The organism is Exiguobacterium sp. GL_137, from assembly GCF_057834585.1.
In genome coordinates this window covers 707134-723860 of record NZ_CM174406.1, presented here as the reverse complement: position 1 = coordinate 723860, position 16727 = coordinate 707134, and the positions used below count along the sequence as shown (strand labels likewise).

Sequence of the window (16727 nt, the reverse complement as noted above, 5' to 3'; positions counted from 1 at the left end):
ACAAGACGTTTCTTGGAAAGGATTTCCGTCTAAAGTAAACACATACTTTAAATTGATAAAGGAGGAACGATGATGAATTTAGAAGAAATGTTAGTTTCGGTTGATACGTTTTATGTCTTATTCGCTACCTTACTCGTCTTTACAATGCAGATTGGATTTTTATTACTCGAAACAGGAATGTTGCGGGCTAAAAATGCCGGGCATGTCGCGGTTAAACAATTAATCAGCTTCTCCGTTGCCGCCCTTGCCTTTTGGGCGATCGGCTTCGGACTGACGTTCGGAGATGGTCCAGGTTTAATCGGAACAGAAGGATTCTTCCTTCAAGGAGGGTTTTCAAGCCTTGACTGGTCAAATGTAACAATCGATGTCAAGTTCCTCTTCCAACTGTCATTTGTCGCCGTATCCCTCGCGATCGCTTGGGGTGGTTTTGCGGAACGGGCAAAACTATCCGTCTACTTGTTGTTCGGGACGTTCTTCGTCGCCATCATCTATCCGATCATCGCCCGTTCGGTTTGGGCCGGCGGCTTCCTTGGTTCTCTCGGAATGCAGGATTTTGCCGGTTCGACCGTCGTCCACTTACAAGGTGGGATTGCCGCTCTCGTCGCTGCTCTGATCCTGAAAAAACGGATTGGTGCGGAACAAACACCTTTACTCGGTCATAACGTCATCTACTCCGTCGTCGGGGCTTTCATTCTTTGGTTATGTTGGTTTGGATTCAATGCCGGTTCGACGTTAACGATCGCTGACGGATTCTTCAGCTATGTCGCCTTGACGACATTACTTGCGACAGCTGCTGGTGCTCTTGGTGCGCTCGCCATTTCCTTTTGGCACCGCCGGGTCGCAGATATCCCGTCGATCATCAACGGTGTCTTAGCCGCCCTTGTTGCCATCACTGCGGCTTGTGCCTTCGTCGAGCCCTGGGGAGCCGTCGTCATTGGCTTCCTGGCCGGAGTCATCACGTACGGAACAAGCATCCTGCTTGCCCGTCGTGTCGATGATCCATTGTGTGCTTTCTCTGTTCACGGTGTGGCCGGAATTTGGGGCACACTCGCTACCGGATTCTTCGCTTCGCCGAGACTGGTTGAAATCACAGGAATTGGACAAGCCGGACTGTTTTACGGCGGTGGATTTACACAACTTGGGGTTCAAGCCCTTGGTGTCGTCTTCGCAGTCGTCGTAGTCAGTGTCTTAAGTTATGCCTTCCTCAAGTTGCTCGACGTAACCATCGGTCTCCGGATCACACGGGAAGACGAACTGCGTGGACTCGATGTTGCCGAGCACGGACAGGCTTCTTACGACCTTCCTGCACCGGTCAACAAAGAGTTGCATCCTGAGTATGAACAGGAAGAATCGACCGAAAAAGTCAATTGAGCGGTATCCTCAAATCCCCCTTTGCCGTAATGGCAGAGGGGGATTTTTTCTTTGATACTACAGTTATTTTTTTCTGGCGTAATATTCAGCAACAACGAGTGCCAAAACAGCACCTGCGACGACGGTCGGAAAACCGCTGATCAGATACCCGATCAATGTCAAAATCAACACTTGTAAAAACGACATAATCCGAAGAACTTTCCGTTTTGAAGCCGTCGCATCTCCAAACGGCAGTAAGCGGGTCAACAGATGCGAGTCGATCGCCCGTGTAAACGGAGCCAATTGAAAGCTCGTCAGTCCGTTGAAGGCTGGTACAGCAAGAACGACTAACCATTCATTGTCTTTTCCAAGCCACATAAAGACGGCTCCGATTAAGGTCAAACGAACAATCAAACCGATCCCGTCCGTGCTTCGAATGAATTGTTTCATGTACAGATAGTCAAATGTCCGGTTACGGTCAAACCCGATTTTTTCTACCAAAAGACTTAGGAGACGTCGGCGCTTATATGTCGTCGACAATCGTGGGACATCGACAAACCAGTTTGCGATGCGGTAAAAACGGTCACGTGATTCCTGTTCCAGTGCAATCCAGTCCATCAACGGTAACTGATCCTGTTTTTTCAAATGAAGTGTCAGCAATAACAAACTCGTCACCACGATGCTGAATGAACCCATTCCCAGCATGACGAGAACGCCGGCACCGGTTGCATATAAGAGGACTATTCGATGACCGACCCCTTCGAGTTTCGATAAGTTAGCTGCGGCACCAATCATGCTTAGGGCTGCAAACAAACTGAACAATCCGATCGGTGAAGTTTCTTCTGTCCGAACGTATAAGACTGCGACAGCGAGAAACGGGATGACTGCCCGGATCATGCCAAATAGAGCATTATAGGTTCGAACCCGCTTCATGTAACCGGTAAGATGTGGCAGACTCGGAAGCAAAAAGACTTGGTCCGCTTCGGTTAAAAAGGTTCGTGTCGAGCGATAAAAGGCTAAGAAGATGAACAGACTTCCCATGACCAGATTTCCGGGGAATGACGGATCCAGTTGATCTAAAAATCGTCCGTACACGACAAGGCCGTACAAGACGACGAAATAGACGGTAAACAGCAACCCGCCGTTCGCCATATACCGGGTATATTTTGTCATTTCCGCCATAGCAGCCTGGTATCGTGTACTCCATAAAACGGAACTTGTCATCGTTCGGCCTCCTCGATGGCCGCGACATAGATATCATCAAGGGAGCCGTCCTTCAAATCGTACCGGTCTCGAAGTTCTCCGGTTGTTCCTTCTGCAGCGATTCGCCCTTCATGCAGTAAGATGAACCGATTGCAATGACGTTCTGCCGTCTCCAGGATATGCGTCGACATCAGGATTCCTTTCCCATCTGCTTTTAATTCACTGAAAATCGTTAACAATTCACGAATGGCGAGCGGATCCAGTCCGACGAACGGTTCATCGACGATCAACAACTCACTGCCCGTCACCAAAGCGCAGAGAATCATTGCTTTTTGTTTCATCCCTTTGGAAAAAACACTCGGAAACCACTCTAACTGTTTAGTCATTCGAAGCCGGGTTGCATAATGATCGATTCGTTCCTGAGCTTTTTTTTCCTCAACTGCATATCCTTGCGCCATCAAGCGCAAATGTTCACGTAAAGTCAATTGTTCATACAACATCGGTTGCTCTGGAATGTAGGCGACTTGTTTCCGGTATGTTTGTTCATCCTGTTCTAAACTGACACCGTTGATCAAGATTTCTCCTGACTTGACCGGCAACAAACCGAGGATATGTTTAATCGTCGTTGATTTTCCGGCACCGTTCAGACCGATTAAGCCGACCAGTTCTCCTTGGTTTACCGATATATTGATATCATGGAGGACTTTTTTTGCTCCATATCCTCCTGATAACTCATTTATTTTTAACAACACTCTCATCGACTCCCTTCATTAACCATCCTAGACAATTCAATCTCACTTTTCTAGTTTGAGTCATTTTTTTATTAAGAAAAGGTTTGAATACATCTTTTTACGGTAATTACTCTAAGTGTAATCGTTACATCAATATATGAAAACGACTTACAAAAATTGAAAGTAGCATTTTAAATACGAGTTTCTCTAAGAAGTAACTGGTATAATCGTCTAGCCATTTTAATTTTAACGTTTTTACCTCGCTGGTTGAAATGATTATTTTAAATGCTTTTATCTTTCAATGTGTTTACAACTGCCTGAAAACAGGTAAATCTAAAGTAAGAAAAGGAGGGTTCCAAATGGGATTCTTATGGGCTTTAATCGTCGGTGGATTAATCGGTTGGGTAGCTAGTCTAATCATCGGAAAAGACGTACCAGGTGGTATCATCGGTAACATCGTTGCTGGTTTTGTCGGAGCAATGATCGGTCAAGCAATCTTCGGTACAATGGGACCAGATATCGCTGGTTTCGCTATTATTCCAGCTATCTTAGGTGCTATCATCTTAATCTTCATCGTGTCATTGATTCTTCGTTCAGTACGTCGTAAATGATTTATTGAAATAATGATTAGTATGTAAATTTTATTGAAGGAGTGTTTTTAAATGGGATTCTTATGGGCTTTAATCGTCGGTGGATTAATCGGTTGGATCGCTAGTCTAATTATTGGTAAAGATGTACCGGGCGGCATCATTGGTAACATTATCGCAGGTTTTGTTGGTTCAATGATCGGACAAGCTATTTTCGGTTCAATGGGACCTACTATCGGCGGATTTGCAATCATTCCAGCTATTCTTGGTGCAATCATCTTAATCTTCATCGTATCGTTGATTCTCCGTTCAGTACGTCGTAAATAATTTAAACTACTAAAACTAAAAGGAGTGTTTTAAATGGGATTCTTATGGGCTTTAATCGTTGGTGGTATTATTGGTTGGTTAGCAAGTCTTATTCTCGGTAAAGATGTACCAGGTGGAGTTATCGGTAACATCATCGCAGGTTTTGTCGGTTCAATGATCGGACAAGCTCTTTTCGGAAGTTGGGGACCGTCAGTTGCCGGTTTCGCAATCGTACCAGCTATCCTTGGTGCAATTATCTTAATCTTAATCGTTTCGTTCATCCTTCGTGCGGTCAACAAACGATAATCTGATTTACTGCAAAAAAACCACTAAAGACGTCATGTCTCTAGTGGTTTTTTTGTTTGATCTGCGGATTTTTTTTAGTTACGTAACTCCAGCCACATTTTACCTGATCGTTCAATGACACGTTTTTCTGACTTGATATTCAACCACCCTAACAAATCGTCAAAAAAGCTTGATGGGTATTTCCAGACCGTCCCGACTGATTCCGTCGATTTAGATTCCGGCTTGCCGGCGACTGCTTCGAGCTCAGACGTTGTTTTATTCAAATCAATTAAGATACTTTTGACTTCATGATTCTCATACACCATTTCAAATCCGTCATATATCGTTTTGTTGGCCATCTGGTTTGTCGGAGGGCCAAATGATTTTTCTACTTCGGATTGGCTTCGGCCGATATAATCCGTCATCTGTTCGACCGTCTTACCGGTTCTTGCCTTCACTTCCGCTTCGAGCAGCTTCTCGATATCGACACCGTATTGTTCCTTCTTATCCGGTGCAATCTGTTGTGCCAGTTTAAAGACAACCGTTGTCGTTCTCTGATCTCCTATTTGAACGGTCTCAGTCGCCTGTCCCGTCTTTCCGTTCGCTTCCACGCGGGCTGACACCTCATACTCGCCCGGAAAACGTTTAATGGTTAAGGGAGCCTCTTGATCCGCATTACCTGCTGGCGCATCATCGATTGAAATGGACGCCGTTTCCGTATCAACCTTCACTTCCAATGTCTGTTTATTCAAATGCAAAGTGTACGTGTCGAACCAAAATCGTCCCGGCTGTTTTTTTAATGAAAATAAATCTTGTTGCTTAGTTCGTTTTGTTTCTTTCGGATAATTGTTTTGATCAGATTTAATTTCGGCTACAGTTCGTTCAAGCCGTTCCGGGTCTGCCTTAAACCATTTCATGAGCTGATTTGTTTCCGCAAGCTTTAACGGTTTGTTGTTGAGATACACTAATTGTTGAAACGTTTCCCCGTCTTGTTCCTGTACCGTTTTTTGAAACACTTGATCTGTCTGTTGCCGTTCGGCAGCCGGTTTGATTTGACTCCATCCAATCCAAGCAATCAGACCAGCGAGTACAATAATTCCCACGATGAGTCCGATTCGCTGATTTCGTCTTTTCTTTTTTTCATATACAGTGATGCGAGACGGCATCTTCGTTTCCCCTACCTTCTTTTTTAGGATTTCCTTTAGTTTAGAAACCCTTCATATCCTTGTCAATTGCCCGCAAGACCGATTCAGTCGAGTATACTGAAGCTATATCCATCTGAAGGAGTGAGTCCATTGCAAAAAGAAAACTGTATTTTCTGTAAGATTGCCAACCATGAGATCCCAAGCCATAAAGTTTTTGAAAATGAAGAAGTTTTGGCTTTTCTCGATTTATCACAAGTAACGAAAGGTCATACGCTTGTCATTCCAAAACAGCACGCTGATAACGTCTACGATTTATCCGCAGAAAGTGCACAGGCTGTTTTTGCAACCATTCCGGAAATCAGTCGTGCTTTACAACAGGAAACAGGCGCTGCCGGAATGAACCTTTTATCGAACACCGGGAAAGTTGCCGGACAATCTGTTTCTCACTTCCATCTCCATCTCATTCCGCGCCACGACAAACACGATGGCTTTGGTGCGAAATGGGAAGTGCACAATGAAGAGTATACGGCTGAAGAATTGGCAACAATCGCCGAATCCATTAAAAATCGTCTCTGACGGTACCCAAAACCGTTCAATTACTGACTCATTTTAGAAATATTGCCGAAATAGGTTTCTAATATCGAATTTTCGGTAAAATAATACGAAACAAATATTTTAATATCAAAAGGAGGTAAAACTATGTCGAAGCGTCCCCATCGTAACTGGGTCGCTTTTGGTGCTACGCTGTCGCTTGTGACTTTTTACGGTTTGAAGGCGCTTCGCCAAGGTACTAAAAGTGACTCTTCGAATGGTAAACAACGTCGAAATTCTTATTCTACAATCGTAACGAACGTGCAGGATTTGACGCAAGAGGGAAAGAATCTAATAGAGACAGCCAAACTTTCTGGTACGACTTTTAAAGAGGAAGTTACAAAAGATGTCTCCCAGTATCAGTCAGAGGTTCAAGAATCACTCGCACGTCTTCAGAAATTTGCTGATGAGGCAAAACAAGACGTCGATCATCTTACTCCCCAACAATAACGGTCCGCTGCTTCGATTTGTTTTTGTATAGTTTGCATTTTGCGCGTTTGAGCCATTGTCACCTTTCGAAAGGATGAGTCAGATATGGAACACGAAAAATTATATCCTGGACAAGAAGCACTGTTATACAGTCATAAAATTGTCCAATTGAGCAAAGCACTATGGAAAACGGTAGAAAAAGATTGGCAAAATTGGATCAAACCCTTTGATTTAAATATTAATGAACACCATATTTTATGGATTTCCCATGCACTGGGTGGTGCCTCGATTTCTGAAATCGCCAAATACGGTGTGATGCACGTCTCGACTGCATTCAACTTCTCTAAAAAATTAGAAGACCGTGGACTTTTGACGTTTTCAAAAAAAGAGACGGATAAACGAAATACCTACGTCCAACTGACCCCGGAAGGCGAAAGTCTGTTACTTGAGACGATTCAAGCATTCCGCCCAGAAGAGAACGGTGTTTTCCGTGCTTCGTTACCACTCCAGGAACTTTACGGTAAATTCCCAGAGCTGACAGACATATCAGCAATCGTTCGCCGTCTTTACGGCGACAGCTTCATGGACATTTTTGCCGAGACATCAAAAATGATTACAGAAGAAGCAGACCGGCGTCCACAAGACCCGGTGATCGACTCGATCAAAAAAGCATGACCTTTGCATGAATTCTTCGAGTTAACGTTCTAAGCCTTGAGGCCTAGGACGTTTTTTCTGTCTTTTGAAAGTAACGTTCCCTTTACCGTTCTGTCTCAAAACGTTGCGATGCCTCACAATTTCCCACAAAAATAGTCCTCCCCTCCTGTACTTGATGTGATAGCATGGTGTAAGAGCAAATCACTTTCGATTTTGCGGAAAGCTGTCAAGATAACGAAGATATGATATGATAGAACGGTTGAAATAAATGGTAAATTAGGGGTGTATGTATGAAAAAGAAACTTTTAAGTGTAGCAGCAGTGGCAAGTGTATTCACATTAGCAGCATGTGGTTCAAATGACGAAGCTGTCATCAACTACAAAGGTGGAGAAGTCAATAAAGCGGACGTCCAAGACGAGGCGTACCAAAAAGCAGGCGCACAAATTGCTTTCCAACAAACGATGAACAAACTGCTTGAAAAAGAATACGGTAAAAAAGTAACAGATAAAGAAGTAGAAGCTGAAGTCAAGAAAACAAAAGATCAGTTCCCAGATAAAGAACAGTTCAATACGACACTTCAAACAGCCGGTATTAAAAGCGAAAAAGAATTCGAAAAAGTGCTTCGGACACAAATGCTCTTAACAGAAGCAAAATCAGCAAAATCAAAAGTTACGGATAAAGAAATCGAAGAGCGTTTCAATCAGGAAAAAGTGGAAGTAAAAGCGAGCCACATTCTTGTTGAAAAAGAAGCAGATGCAAAAGCAATCAAGAAACAACTTGATGAAGGCGGCGATTTTGCTAAAATCGCTAAAGCTAAATCAACGGATACTGGTAGCGCAACAAAAGGTGGAGATCTTGGATACTTCACAAAAGGTAAAATGGTCGAGGAATTCGAAAATTATGCGTTCAAGGATGGCGTTGAAGGTAAAATTTCTGACCCGATCAAAACACAATTCGGATATCACATCATTAAAGTAACAGACCGTAAAGAGAAAAAAGACTTTACGCTCGAAAAAGAATCCGATCGAATCAAAAAGGCATTAGCTGAAGAAAAAGCAGCTCAAGTCAATCCAAACGACATCTACCGTTCATTGATGAAGAAGTACGACGTTAAAATCGAGAACAAAGACTTCAAGGATGCGTTTGACCTCGATAAGCAAGAACAACAACAAATGCAACAACAGATGCAACAGCAACAACAATAAGCGTAAAAATCCCTGCTTCCATCATGGAAGGCAGGGATTTTTTTGGTTATGCTTTTATTCCTATTAACGAATCGGAGCCCGTTCATATTGTTTCGGTAAACTGACCTCGTCTTTGAGTTCTGCTGCCGCATGGTAGACCCAGTACGGTTGACGCAAAAGTTCACGGGCAAGCAGGATGACATCCGCCCGTTCACTGCGAATGATTTCTTCTGCAAGCGTCGCCGTCGTAATCAGACCGACGGCTCCTGTCTTGATTCCAGTGGCTTGTTTGATTTCAGCTGCATACGGCACTTGATAGCCGGGATACACATCCGGAACTGCATTGGCAACAACCGCTCCAGAACTGCAATCGAGCAAATCGATCTTTCGTTTTAACAGTTCCTCGGCTAACGGAATATAATCCGTCGCCGTCATCCCGCCTGTTGCATGGTCTGCTGCTGAAATCCGGACCCATAATGACAAGTTGGTTTTTGCTTGAACTTCATCAATGATTTCAAGCAAAAAGCGCATCCGATTTTCCATTGATCCACCGTATTGATCTTGGCGTTTATTCGACAACGGGGATAAGAATGTATTAATCAAATAGCCGTGCGCTCCATGTAATTCGATGAAATCATAACCCGCTTGTTCGACACGAAGTGCCGCCTCGACGAATTGTTGTTTGATGACATCGATTTCCTCCACAGTCAGTTCATGCGGATGGTCGTATGAATCATCAAATCCGATTGCTGATGGTGCGACAGGCGGTTTAGCCGTCGTACTTTTCCGCCCGGCGTGCGCCAGCTGAATGCCTGCTTTTGCCCCCGCCGCTTTCACTTGATCTGCAATGCGACGAAGTCCGTCGATATGTTCATCCGACCAAACACCTAGATCACCTGCTGAGATTCGTCCGTCCGGTGTGACAGCCGTTGCCTCTAAGATGACACCTCCAACGCCCCCAACAGCACGTGAGGCATAGTGTGTGACATGCCAATCGGTTACAAGGCCATCGTCTTTCGCACTATACATACACATTGGTGCCATGATGACACGATTCCGGAAGGACAGTCCCCCGATTTGGATTGCTTCGAACAGTTTGGTTTTCATGAAGTTCACTCCTCTGATCAATTTCAAATTCTTTTGAATCACTTCAAGTCATCTCTTCATAGCTTGGGACGATAAAACGATCGATTATCTAACGCAAATGACCGTTCAGAAAATTGTCCGGGCTCGACATACTCAAGCAAACGGTCCATCATCGTCATTCGCGCATCCAGATTATCAATCAAAAATAATACTTCGGCTTCACGCATCTGTGGTGCGACAGCCGATCCCCACTCCGGACGGCCATGGTGACTCAGGACTAAATGTTGTAAGACCGTCAATACTTCTGCATCGATGTGTAACTCCGCCCCGACTTTTTCCAGTTCTGCGACCATTAATGAGATATGTCCGACAAGCTTTCCGGGAAGCGTGTATTCCGGTGTCACAGGATCAGACAGCTCCTTGATTTTTGCGTAGTCATGCAGGACGACACCTGCAATCAACAAATCACGATTTAACGTAGGATAAAGACGGGCAATTTGGTCAGCCAGTTTTAGCATCGACAGGACATGATACGATAAACCGGAATAAAATGCATGGTGGTTTTTGACTGCGGCTGGATGTGTGAAATACGCATCGAAGTCCTTGATGACCAGATGCTTGACCAGCTTCTTCATCTCGGCATGTTGCATCGATTCGATGAAGCCAAGTACTTCCGTTTCAATCTGTTCCCGCGGAAGAGGAGCCGATTGAATGTAGTCTTCCACATTCGTATCGTCCAGGACAGTAATTTGCTTCAGTTTCAATTGTGTTCGTCCTCGGTAATCCATCACTTCACCTGCCGCGTGGACGATAAACTTCGGTGCATATTTTTCAAGATCACTCGTATCCCACATCTTTGTTTCAATTTCTCCCGTTTTATCTGCTAAAATCAATGTCAGATAAGGTTTTCCGTTTGCAGCAATTCCTTTTAATGCCTGCTTGATCATGACCCGTTGATCGAGCATTTCTCCAACTGCTAACTGACCGATACCTTTCATTTCACAACACATCCTTTTTATTTATCTAGACTCATTTTGATTTGGAACTGTTACATAGTTCTCTGACTGTCAGACGTCACTCTACCATTCTACTATATAGGAGCTCAAAACATGGAATCCGACTCACTCTTTACATGGCATCGTTTTTTAACACTTGCTGAATTTGAAGAATACTTTCATTCTGAAACACCAACCGATGCCTTTAAGTTGGACTGGCTGAATCAACTCTCGACAAAAGATATGAACTTTACACGTGTCGAACTCGATTTATTGTACGGCTCCATCGTAACCTGGCAAAATCCGGCTGATAAAAGTGACCGCCGCTCCATCTGTTATTATCTTTCACCTACGGAACTGATTACAATCGGCTTATCGGAACATACGGTTTCCTTAATTGAACCGTTCGAGACTACGACCCCCTTCGAAGCTTTTTATGCCCTGTTATCACTTCAAATGAATACCTATTTCCCGGGAATCGATGCTTTTGAAACCGAACTGTTTTTGAGACAAGATGAGCTTCGGGGAAGCATCGACGAAAATTCGCTTGATAGCATTTTTGGCTTACGCGATACCATCGAAAACTGGTCCGACTTGGTCGTCCCGTTCCGTGAGCTTGTTTTAGCAGGTCCCGAAGCTTTCGTTCGGCAAAATACGTATACGGAGGCTTTACCTTACCAACTGGCTGAAAAACGGGTGCAACGTCTGTTGATGCTGATTGAACACTATCAAAAAGATATTGAAGTATTGCTCGATCTGTCGACAACCGTTTCGAACTTCAGAGGAAATGAAATCATGAAAGCTTTGACGATTTTCACAGCCGTCGCCACACCGATGATGGCGCTCGGTGCGATTTGGGGAATGAATTTTAAAAACATGCCCGAACTTGACTGGAAATACGGATATGCCAGTGCCCTCTTTTTGATTTTCCTTACGACCGGCGGAATCTTTTATTGGATGAAACGCCGCGGCTGGTTAGGAGCGCTCGTCCGGATGCCGAATAAAAAATCGCGACTAAAAAAATAGATAACAGAACATAAGTTCGTTATACTAAGTGTAACGAATTAACGGATTGAAAGAAAGGAGGAGACGATGATGGGACGAAAAATCATTCATGTCGACATGGACGCGTTTTATGCTTCTGTCGAACAGCGCGATCGACCACATTTAAAAGGTGTTCCTGTCATCGTCGGTGGTCCTCCTCATGCGCGGGGTGTCGTTGCGACCTGTTCGTATGAAGCACGCAAATACGGCATTCACAGTGCGATGCCGTCACGGCGAGCGTTTCAGCTCTGTCCGCGGGCCGTTTTTCTGCGTCCCCGTTTTGAAGTGTACCGTGCGGTCAGTGCCCAAATCATGGAGTTGTTTCTTGAGATCACACCTCTTGTCGAACCGCTGTCGTTAGATGAGGCCTATCTGGACGTCACAGAAAACAACCTGCAGATGACAAGTGCGACGCATATTGCCCAGTACATCCTGGCTGAAATCAAACGACGGACAGGTTTGACTGCTTCCGCCGGCGTATCAAACTCAAAGCTTGTCGCTAAAATTGCTTCCGGCCATCAAAAGCCAAACGGATTAACCGTGTTGCCTCCGGATGATGTTTTACCTTTTTTATCCGGATTAAAGATCGGGGATTTACACGGAGTCGGAAAAGTCACGGAGCAAACACTTCAGAAACATGGTTTCCAAACGGTCGCAGATATTCAACAATCGCCGATAGCTGAACTGCGGGGATTGCTCGGTCGGGACCGGGGAACCGAACTGTATACGATGGCGCACGGTCAAGACGAGCGAATGGTCCGTCCGCACCGGGAACGGAAATCCATCGGCTCTGAAAGTACCTTCGAAGAAGATACAGAAGATATCGATACCATTTTCGAAACGCTAAAACGCGAAGCACTGTCCGTCGTCAAAACACTGAACCAAAAAGAACTGGTCTGCCGGACCGTCACGATTAAATGGAAGACTGAAGATTTCCAGTCGCGTTCTAAACGTTATACGTTTTTAGAAGAAACGGCTGATGAAGAAACGTTACTCCGGGTGACGACCAAACTGTTTAATGAAATTGAATTTAAAGGTCCGATCCGCCTGATTGGTATGAGCGTCAGTCATCTTGAAACCCCACCCCTCTCCAAACAGTTAACGTGGCAAGACATTGATTCCTACTTGTAAAATGAATATCTATTCATTACACTTAAGTTAGTCATTTCGGATAAGGAGGAATCAGCCATGCTTTATACGATTACCGCATTTTCAGATCGAGGACAAACGTTACTGGATGATACCTTTGACGCTCCCTCCGATTCTGAGGCACGTCAAGAAGGTATCCGCCGCCTGAAAGAAGCAGACTTGGAGCACCGCGGGGCACGTGTGACCCGCGCCGGACAACTGATTCATTTTGAACGGGCTTACCTCCCACGCCTGGTTCCAACGGAAAAAACATTATAAAAAAAGCCTCGTTCCGATGAAACGGAAGCGAGGCTTTCTCATGATGTTACTGAACGTCGTCTTGATTTTGTTCCATCATCGGTGCGTATAGTTCTTCGAGTGGCTTCATGATAATCTGTGTCACTTCCGTCAACATCGTGTGCATACGTTGTTCTTCCTGCATCAGTTGACCAATCAATGGATTGTTTTGGACTTCCAGCATCTTCGCTTGTGCCGATGCCATATCCTCAGGTGTGATTTCTTCACCTTGCATTTGTTTTTGTTGTAACTCAAGTTGCACGTTGCGGAATGAAGCGAATAGCTCATTTGACATTGGATCCGCATTGACTTGCGCGTACAAATCCTTCAGTGTCGTGTATTCTGATGTTTCGCGTAGTGCACGTTCTAGCGTGTAAGCATGATCGTATAAGTTTGTTTCAGACATCTTTGAACCCTCCAATTTTGTTAAACGATAAGAAGTATCGCTTGTATCATTCCAATTAAACCACCTAATAGTCCTCCAAGCCAAGTGATAGCCCGGAATTCTCTTCTTGAAATCGACAAGACGATTTCTTCCAGATACGCGGTATCGAGTAAATCGACTTCCTCCCGAACAATCGTTTCGAGATCAAGTGTCGCCATGATTCGTTCGACTTGTTCGACTAGACGGACTACCACTTGTTTAGAAAGCATCGGAACCATTTCTTGACTGATCCGGGCTTCAAGCGGTTGCAGTAGTTGATATAATTGCGTATCCCATAATTTCGTCAATGGAATACGCGTTAAGATCTCTGATTTCATCCGCTCGATGATTTGTCGTTCCGTCTCCGCTCCAAGCAGTTCTTCAACCGGCCGCTCTAGTAACACACTGATTTCTTGTTCGACCATTTCACTGATGAACTGGTGTGTCGACTTTCCTTGTATTACCCGTTTGAGTTCCGGTTGAATCATTTCCACGAGATTGACATTAGCCAGCAACATCCCGAACATGCCTCCGCCTAATTTACTTTGAATGAACTGAGCGACTGTTTCTTCCAGTTTCATTCTTCCGGCAGGACTGTCAAAGTACTGTTCGGTCTGGTGAAGTAATGCTTCAACAATCCCGGGAACCGCTGCCTTGATTTTTGTCGTTCCGCCATCCCCGATGACTTCTGTTAAACGTGCTGTTTTAATCGAAACAGCCATCGTTGCTAGTTCCTGATCAATCCGCTGTTCCATTTGATGTTGTAACTTACCTTCCGGATTCGTGACAAATCGTTCAGCAATTTCGCGAATCGTTTTCGTCGAGCGCGTCCACTTCTGTAACTCCTGCTGAATCATCCGGGTAATGGCTTCATATACGACCGGTTGCTGAAGCCGCTTGCTGATTCCTTCCGGAGTCAATAAATGTTTGACGACTGTTCGTCCGAGATTCGCCGCTAGTTCGTCACGACGTTTTGGAATTAAACCCGGTGTAAATGGAATGCGGTACTTGCCGATATACTTTGCTTCAAGCGGACGAAATAACATCCGGATTGCAAGATGATTAGTGATTGCTCCAATCAATGCTCCAATGATGATCATTCCAATCATCTTTATGACCAAATCAACTTCTACTTGCATAGATCCTCGTTCCTTCCGATTTTGGTATTGTGGTAAAGTCTTAGTAGAACTTTTTAGGGAGGCGCCTCGTATGTTACATCAATTAACCGTCTTATTTAAGGATCATCTCTCCACCGATCCTACCGTGTACTGTACCGATAAGTATACCGTATATCAGTTAGCCGATGGACTTCGTTTCGGGATTGAAAATATGATTCTTACCCCTCGTGAACTCGACTTACTCGACCTGATTGCAGAACGGGTCGTTACGTCTGATTCCGATCAGATTGTCACGTGGCGTCATCGGTTGGAACAACAGCACAGTGAAGAAGCAGACCCGTTTCGGATGATTCATTTCTTATTTGAACAACTTGACGTCCGGACCGGCGAAGATTTGCAACAACTGCTGACTTCTTTTTTTCATCCGTCGAGTTGGATCATCCCGTTAACATCCAATCGTCTTGTCGTCATTGAACGGGAAGAGTCTGTCACAGAAAATGATTTACATGATTTTTTTACAGCTCTCCAGTCTGATTTTCTGATGGACGGCAAGGTCTTGATCGGCCAACAACGCCAATCCGGAGACCTGGCAGCTCAATTCCGGTTAGAGCAGGCTGCTTTACGTGAACTTCCCTTATTACACATTGAACGGTTCCTGCCTGCCCTGATGCGGTTGACGTTACTGTCGACAGATATCCGCGATGACTTGATCGAACGGTTCATCACACCGCTCGAACGCGAATCACGCGAGACGATTGATGCCTTTTGCCGCGCCAACTTGAATGTTTCACTGACGGCTAAACATCTCTTTTTACATCGAAACAGTCTTCAGTACCGGCTCGACCGGCTCACGGAACAGACGGAAATCGATATCCGGTCGTTCGAGGGTGCGATGTTTCTTTATACGCTTCTTCTTGTAGCATAGTGACCAAATGATAACGTTTACATTCAGGCATGTTGTCCATATGATTTTCGTACCAGTTCTCCTATACTAAGTCTTGTAAGCGTTATAGTAACCGATTACTTAATTTACAGGAGGATGTACACATGGCAGATATTCGTCTTGAGCATATTGATAAAGTTTATTCAGGAACAGCAAAAGCAGTGGATGATTTTAACCTTCATATTAAAGATAAAGAATTCATCGTTTTCGTCGGACCATCAGGTTGCGGTAAATCGACGACATTACGGATGATTGCCGGTCTCGAAGAAATTTCAGGCGGAGATTTCGTCATCGATGGAAAACGAATGAATGATGTAGCACCTAAAGATCGCGATATCGCAATGGTCTTCCAAAACTATGCCCTTTATCCACATATGAACGTATATGACAACATGGCATTTGGTCTGAAACTTCGGAAGTTCCCGAAAGACGAAATCAAACAGCGTGTCGACAATGCAGCACGTATTCTCGGACTCGAAGAATATTTGGAGCGTAAACCGAAAGCCCTCTCTGGTGGACAACGTCAGCGTGTCGCAATCGGCCGTGCCATCGTCCGTGATGCGAAAGTCTTCCTGATGGATGAGCCGCTCTCGAACTTGGATGCTAAACTACGTGTTCAGATGCGTAAGGAAATCATCCAGTTGCACAAACGTCTTGAAACGACGACGATTTATGTGACGCACGATCAGACGGAAGCGATGACCCTTGCGACTCGGATCGTCATCATGAAAGCCGGACTCATTCAACAAGTCGGAACACCAAAAGAAGTATACGACCACCCGGATAACATGTTCGTTGCTGGTTTCATCGGTTCGCCGTCAATGAACTTCCTGACAGGTAAACTCGCGGAAGACGGTCTCTTCCATGTCACAGGTACAGAAGAGAAATTTGAAGTTCCTGAAGGTAAGATGAAAGTCCTCCGCGAACGTGGCTACACAAGTAAAGATCTTGTTCTCGGAATCCGTCCGGAAGATATTCATGCTGAGTTGATCTATCAAGATACACAGACAGCTCACCGTTTCCCGGCACACATTGAAGTATCTGAGCTCATGGGAGCCGAGTCTTACCTCTATTCAAAAGTCGGTAACCAAGCGTTCACAGCACGTGTCGACTCGCGTTCACACGTCGAGATGGGTTCAGATTTAGACCTCTTCTTCGACATGACAAAAGCGCATTTCTTCGATGCAGCAACAGAAGCAACAATCCGTTAATCTTTAAGAGTTCAGT

Annotated in this window: 20 protein-coding genes; 13 read left to right on the top strand and 7 right to left on the bottom strand. The window is 44.7% G+C overall.

The window, feature by feature from the left end; all coding sequences use genetic code 11:
* Positions 1-72 precede the first annotated feature (72 nt).
* On the top strand, positions 73-1371 hold the full coding sequence (locus AC3IRK_RS03825) for an ammonium transporter (RefSeq protein ID WP_165871663.1): 1299 nt from the start codon (positions 73-75) through the stop codon (positions 1369-1371).
* 63 nt (positions 1372-1434) lie between these two features.
* Here AC3IRK_RS03825 and AC3IRK_RS03820 read toward each other — a convergent pair whose 3' ends face one another.
* Both AC3IRK_RS03820 and AC3IRK_RS03815 read right to left on the bottom strand, forming a co-directional pair.
* Positions 1435-2574, bottom strand: coding sequence for an ABC transporter permease (locus tag AC3IRK_RS03820; RefSeq protein WP_489170418.1), 1140 nt, complete (start codon positions 2572-2574; stop codon positions 1435-1437).
* Positions 2571-3311 (bottom strand): ABC transporter ATP-binding protein, encoded by a 741-nt coding sequence (locus AC3IRK_RS03815; RefSeq protein WP_114596501.1) that lies wholly within the window; start codon positions 3309-3311, stop codon positions 2571-2573. Before AC3IRK_RS03815 ends, AC3IRK_RS03820 begins: the two co-directional genes overlap by 4 nt.
* A 332-nt stretch (positions 3312-3643) precedes the next feature.
* Between AC3IRK_RS03815 and AC3IRK_RS03810 the strand changes: the two genes are divergently transcribed.
* Genes AC3IRK_RS03810 through AC3IRK_RS03800 form a run of 3 tightly spaced genes read left to right on the top strand, consistent with a single transcriptional unit; the run spans position 3644 to position 4483 of the window.
* Positions 3644-3895, top strand: a complete 252-nt coding sequence (locus tag AC3IRK_RS03810; RefSeq protein ID WP_026829092.1) for a GlsB/YeaQ/YmgE family stress response membrane protein — start codon at positions 3644-3646, stop codon at positions 3893-3895.
* A 51-nt stretch (positions 3896-3946) separates the two neighbouring features.
* Entirely contained in the window at positions 3947-4198 is a 252-nt protein-coding gene (locus tag AC3IRK_RS03805) for a GlsB/YeaQ/YmgE family stress response membrane protein (protein ID WP_012369598.1), read from the top strand.
* A 33-nt stretch (positions 4199-4231) separates the two neighbouring features.
* Complete coding sequence (locus tag AC3IRK_RS03800) at positions 4232-4483, top strand: GlsB/YeaQ/YmgE family stress response membrane protein (protein ID WP_012369597.1); 252 nt, start codon at positions 4232-4234, stop codon at positions 4481-4483.
* Positions 4484-4557: 74 nt separating this feature from the next.
* Here the strand turns inward: AC3IRK_RS03800 and AC3IRK_RS03795 are convergent, their stop codons facing one another.
* Entirely contained in the window at positions 4558-5628 is a 1071-nt protein-coding gene (locus tag AC3IRK_RS03795) for a TcaA second domain-containing protein (protein ID WP_489170417.1), read from the bottom strand.
* 129 nt (positions 5629-5757) lie between these two features.
* On the opposite strand from AC3IRK_RS03795, the gene AC3IRK_RS03790 reads away from it, so the two are divergent.
* The 4 genes from AC3IRK_RS03790 to AC3IRK_RS03775 all read left to right on the top strand — a co-directional run bounded on the left by AC3IRK_RS03790 (position 5758) and on the right by AC3IRK_RS03775 (position 8486).
* On the top strand, positions 5758-6183 hold the full coding sequence (locus AC3IRK_RS03790) for an HIT family protein (RefSeq protein ID WP_131503865.1): 426 nt from the start codon (positions 5758-5760) through the stop codon (positions 6181-6183).
* Positions 6184-6306: 123 nt separating this feature from the next.
* Entirely contained in the window at positions 6307-6648 is a 342-nt protein-coding gene (locus tag AC3IRK_RS03785; protein ID WP_214765690.1) for a hypothetical protein, read from the top strand.
* 84 nt (positions 6649-6732) lie between these two features.
* A complete protein-coding gene (locus AC3IRK_RS03780; RefSeq protein WP_012369593.1) occupies positions 6733-7302 on the top strand; it encodes an HTH-type transcriptional regulator Hpr in 570 nt (189 codons plus the stop codon).
* A gap of 269 nt (positions 7303-7571) precedes the next feature.
* Positions 7572-8486, top strand: a complete 915-nt coding sequence (locus AC3IRK_RS03775; protein WP_131503863.1) for a peptidylprolyl isomerase — start codon at positions 7572-7574, stop codon at positions 8484-8486.
* Positions 8487-8549: 63 nt separating this feature from the next.
* Here AC3IRK_RS03775 and namA read toward each other — a convergent pair whose 3' ends face one another.
* Both namA and AC3IRK_RS03765 read right to left on the bottom strand, forming a co-directional pair.
* A complete protein-coding gene (namA, locus tag AC3IRK_RS03770) occupies positions 8550-9572 on the bottom strand; it encodes an NADPH dehydrogenase NamA (RefSeq protein ID WP_131973264.1) in 1023 nt (340 codons plus the stop codon).
* 56 nt (positions 9573-9628) lie between these two features.
* Positions 9629-10549 (bottom strand): HD domain-containing protein, encoded by a 921-nt coding sequence (locus AC3IRK_RS03765; RefSeq protein WP_131503861.1) that lies wholly within the window; start codon positions 10547-10549, stop codon positions 9629-9631.
* Positions 10550-10660: 111 nt separating this feature from the next.
* On the opposite strand from AC3IRK_RS03765, the gene AC3IRK_RS03760 reads away from it, so the two are divergent.
* The 3 genes from AC3IRK_RS03760 (at position 10661) to AC3IRK_RS03750 (ending at position 12997) form a co-directional block, all read left to right on the top strand.
* Positions 10661-11572, top strand: a complete 912-nt coding sequence (locus AC3IRK_RS03760; protein WP_131503860.1) for a magnesium transporter CorA family protein — start codon at positions 10661-10663, stop codon at positions 11570-11572.
* A 66-nt stretch (positions 11573-11638) separates the two neighbouring features.
* Positions 11639-12721 (top strand): DNA polymerase IV, encoded by a 1083-nt coding sequence (gene dinB / locus AC3IRK_RS03755; protein ID WP_131503859.1) that lies wholly within the window; start codon positions 11639-11641, stop codon positions 12719-12721.
* A gap of 57 nt (positions 12722-12778) precedes the next feature.
* Complete coding sequence (locus AC3IRK_RS03750; RefSeq protein ID WP_131503858.1) at positions 12779-12997, top strand: YhzD family protein; 219 nt, start codon at positions 12779-12781, stop codon at positions 12995-12997.
* Between the two features lie 46 nt (positions 12998-13043).
* Here AC3IRK_RS03750 and AC3IRK_RS03745 read toward each other — a convergent pair whose 3' ends face one another.
* On the bottom strand, positions 13044-13421 hold the full coding sequence (locus AC3IRK_RS03745; protein WP_012369586.1) for a YlbF/YmcA family competence regulator: 378 nt from the start codon (positions 13419-13421) through the stop codon (positions 13044-13046).
* Between the two features lie 20 nt (positions 13422-13441).
* Positions 13442-14578, bottom strand: coding sequence for a DUF445 family protein (locus tag AC3IRK_RS03740; RefSeq protein WP_131503857.1), 1137 nt, complete (start codon positions 14576-14578; stop codon positions 13442-13444).
* Positions 14579-14648: 70 nt separating this feature from the next.
* Here AC3IRK_RS03740 and AC3IRK_RS03735 point away from each other — a divergent pair, with 70 nt between their 5' ends.
* Both AC3IRK_RS03735 and AC3IRK_RS03730 read left to right on the top strand, forming a co-directional pair.
* Complete coding sequence (locus AC3IRK_RS03735) at positions 14649-15482, top strand: PucR family transcriptional regulator (RefSeq protein WP_188005199.1); 834 nt, start codon at positions 14649-14651, stop codon at positions 15480-15482.
* Positions 15483-15604: 122 nt separating this feature from the next.
* Positions 15605-16711, top strand: coding sequence for an ABC transporter ATP-binding protein (locus AC3IRK_RS03730; protein ID WP_026829104.1), 1107 nt, complete (start codon positions 15605-15607; stop codon positions 16709-16711).
* Positions 16712-16727: the final 16 nt, after the last annotated feature.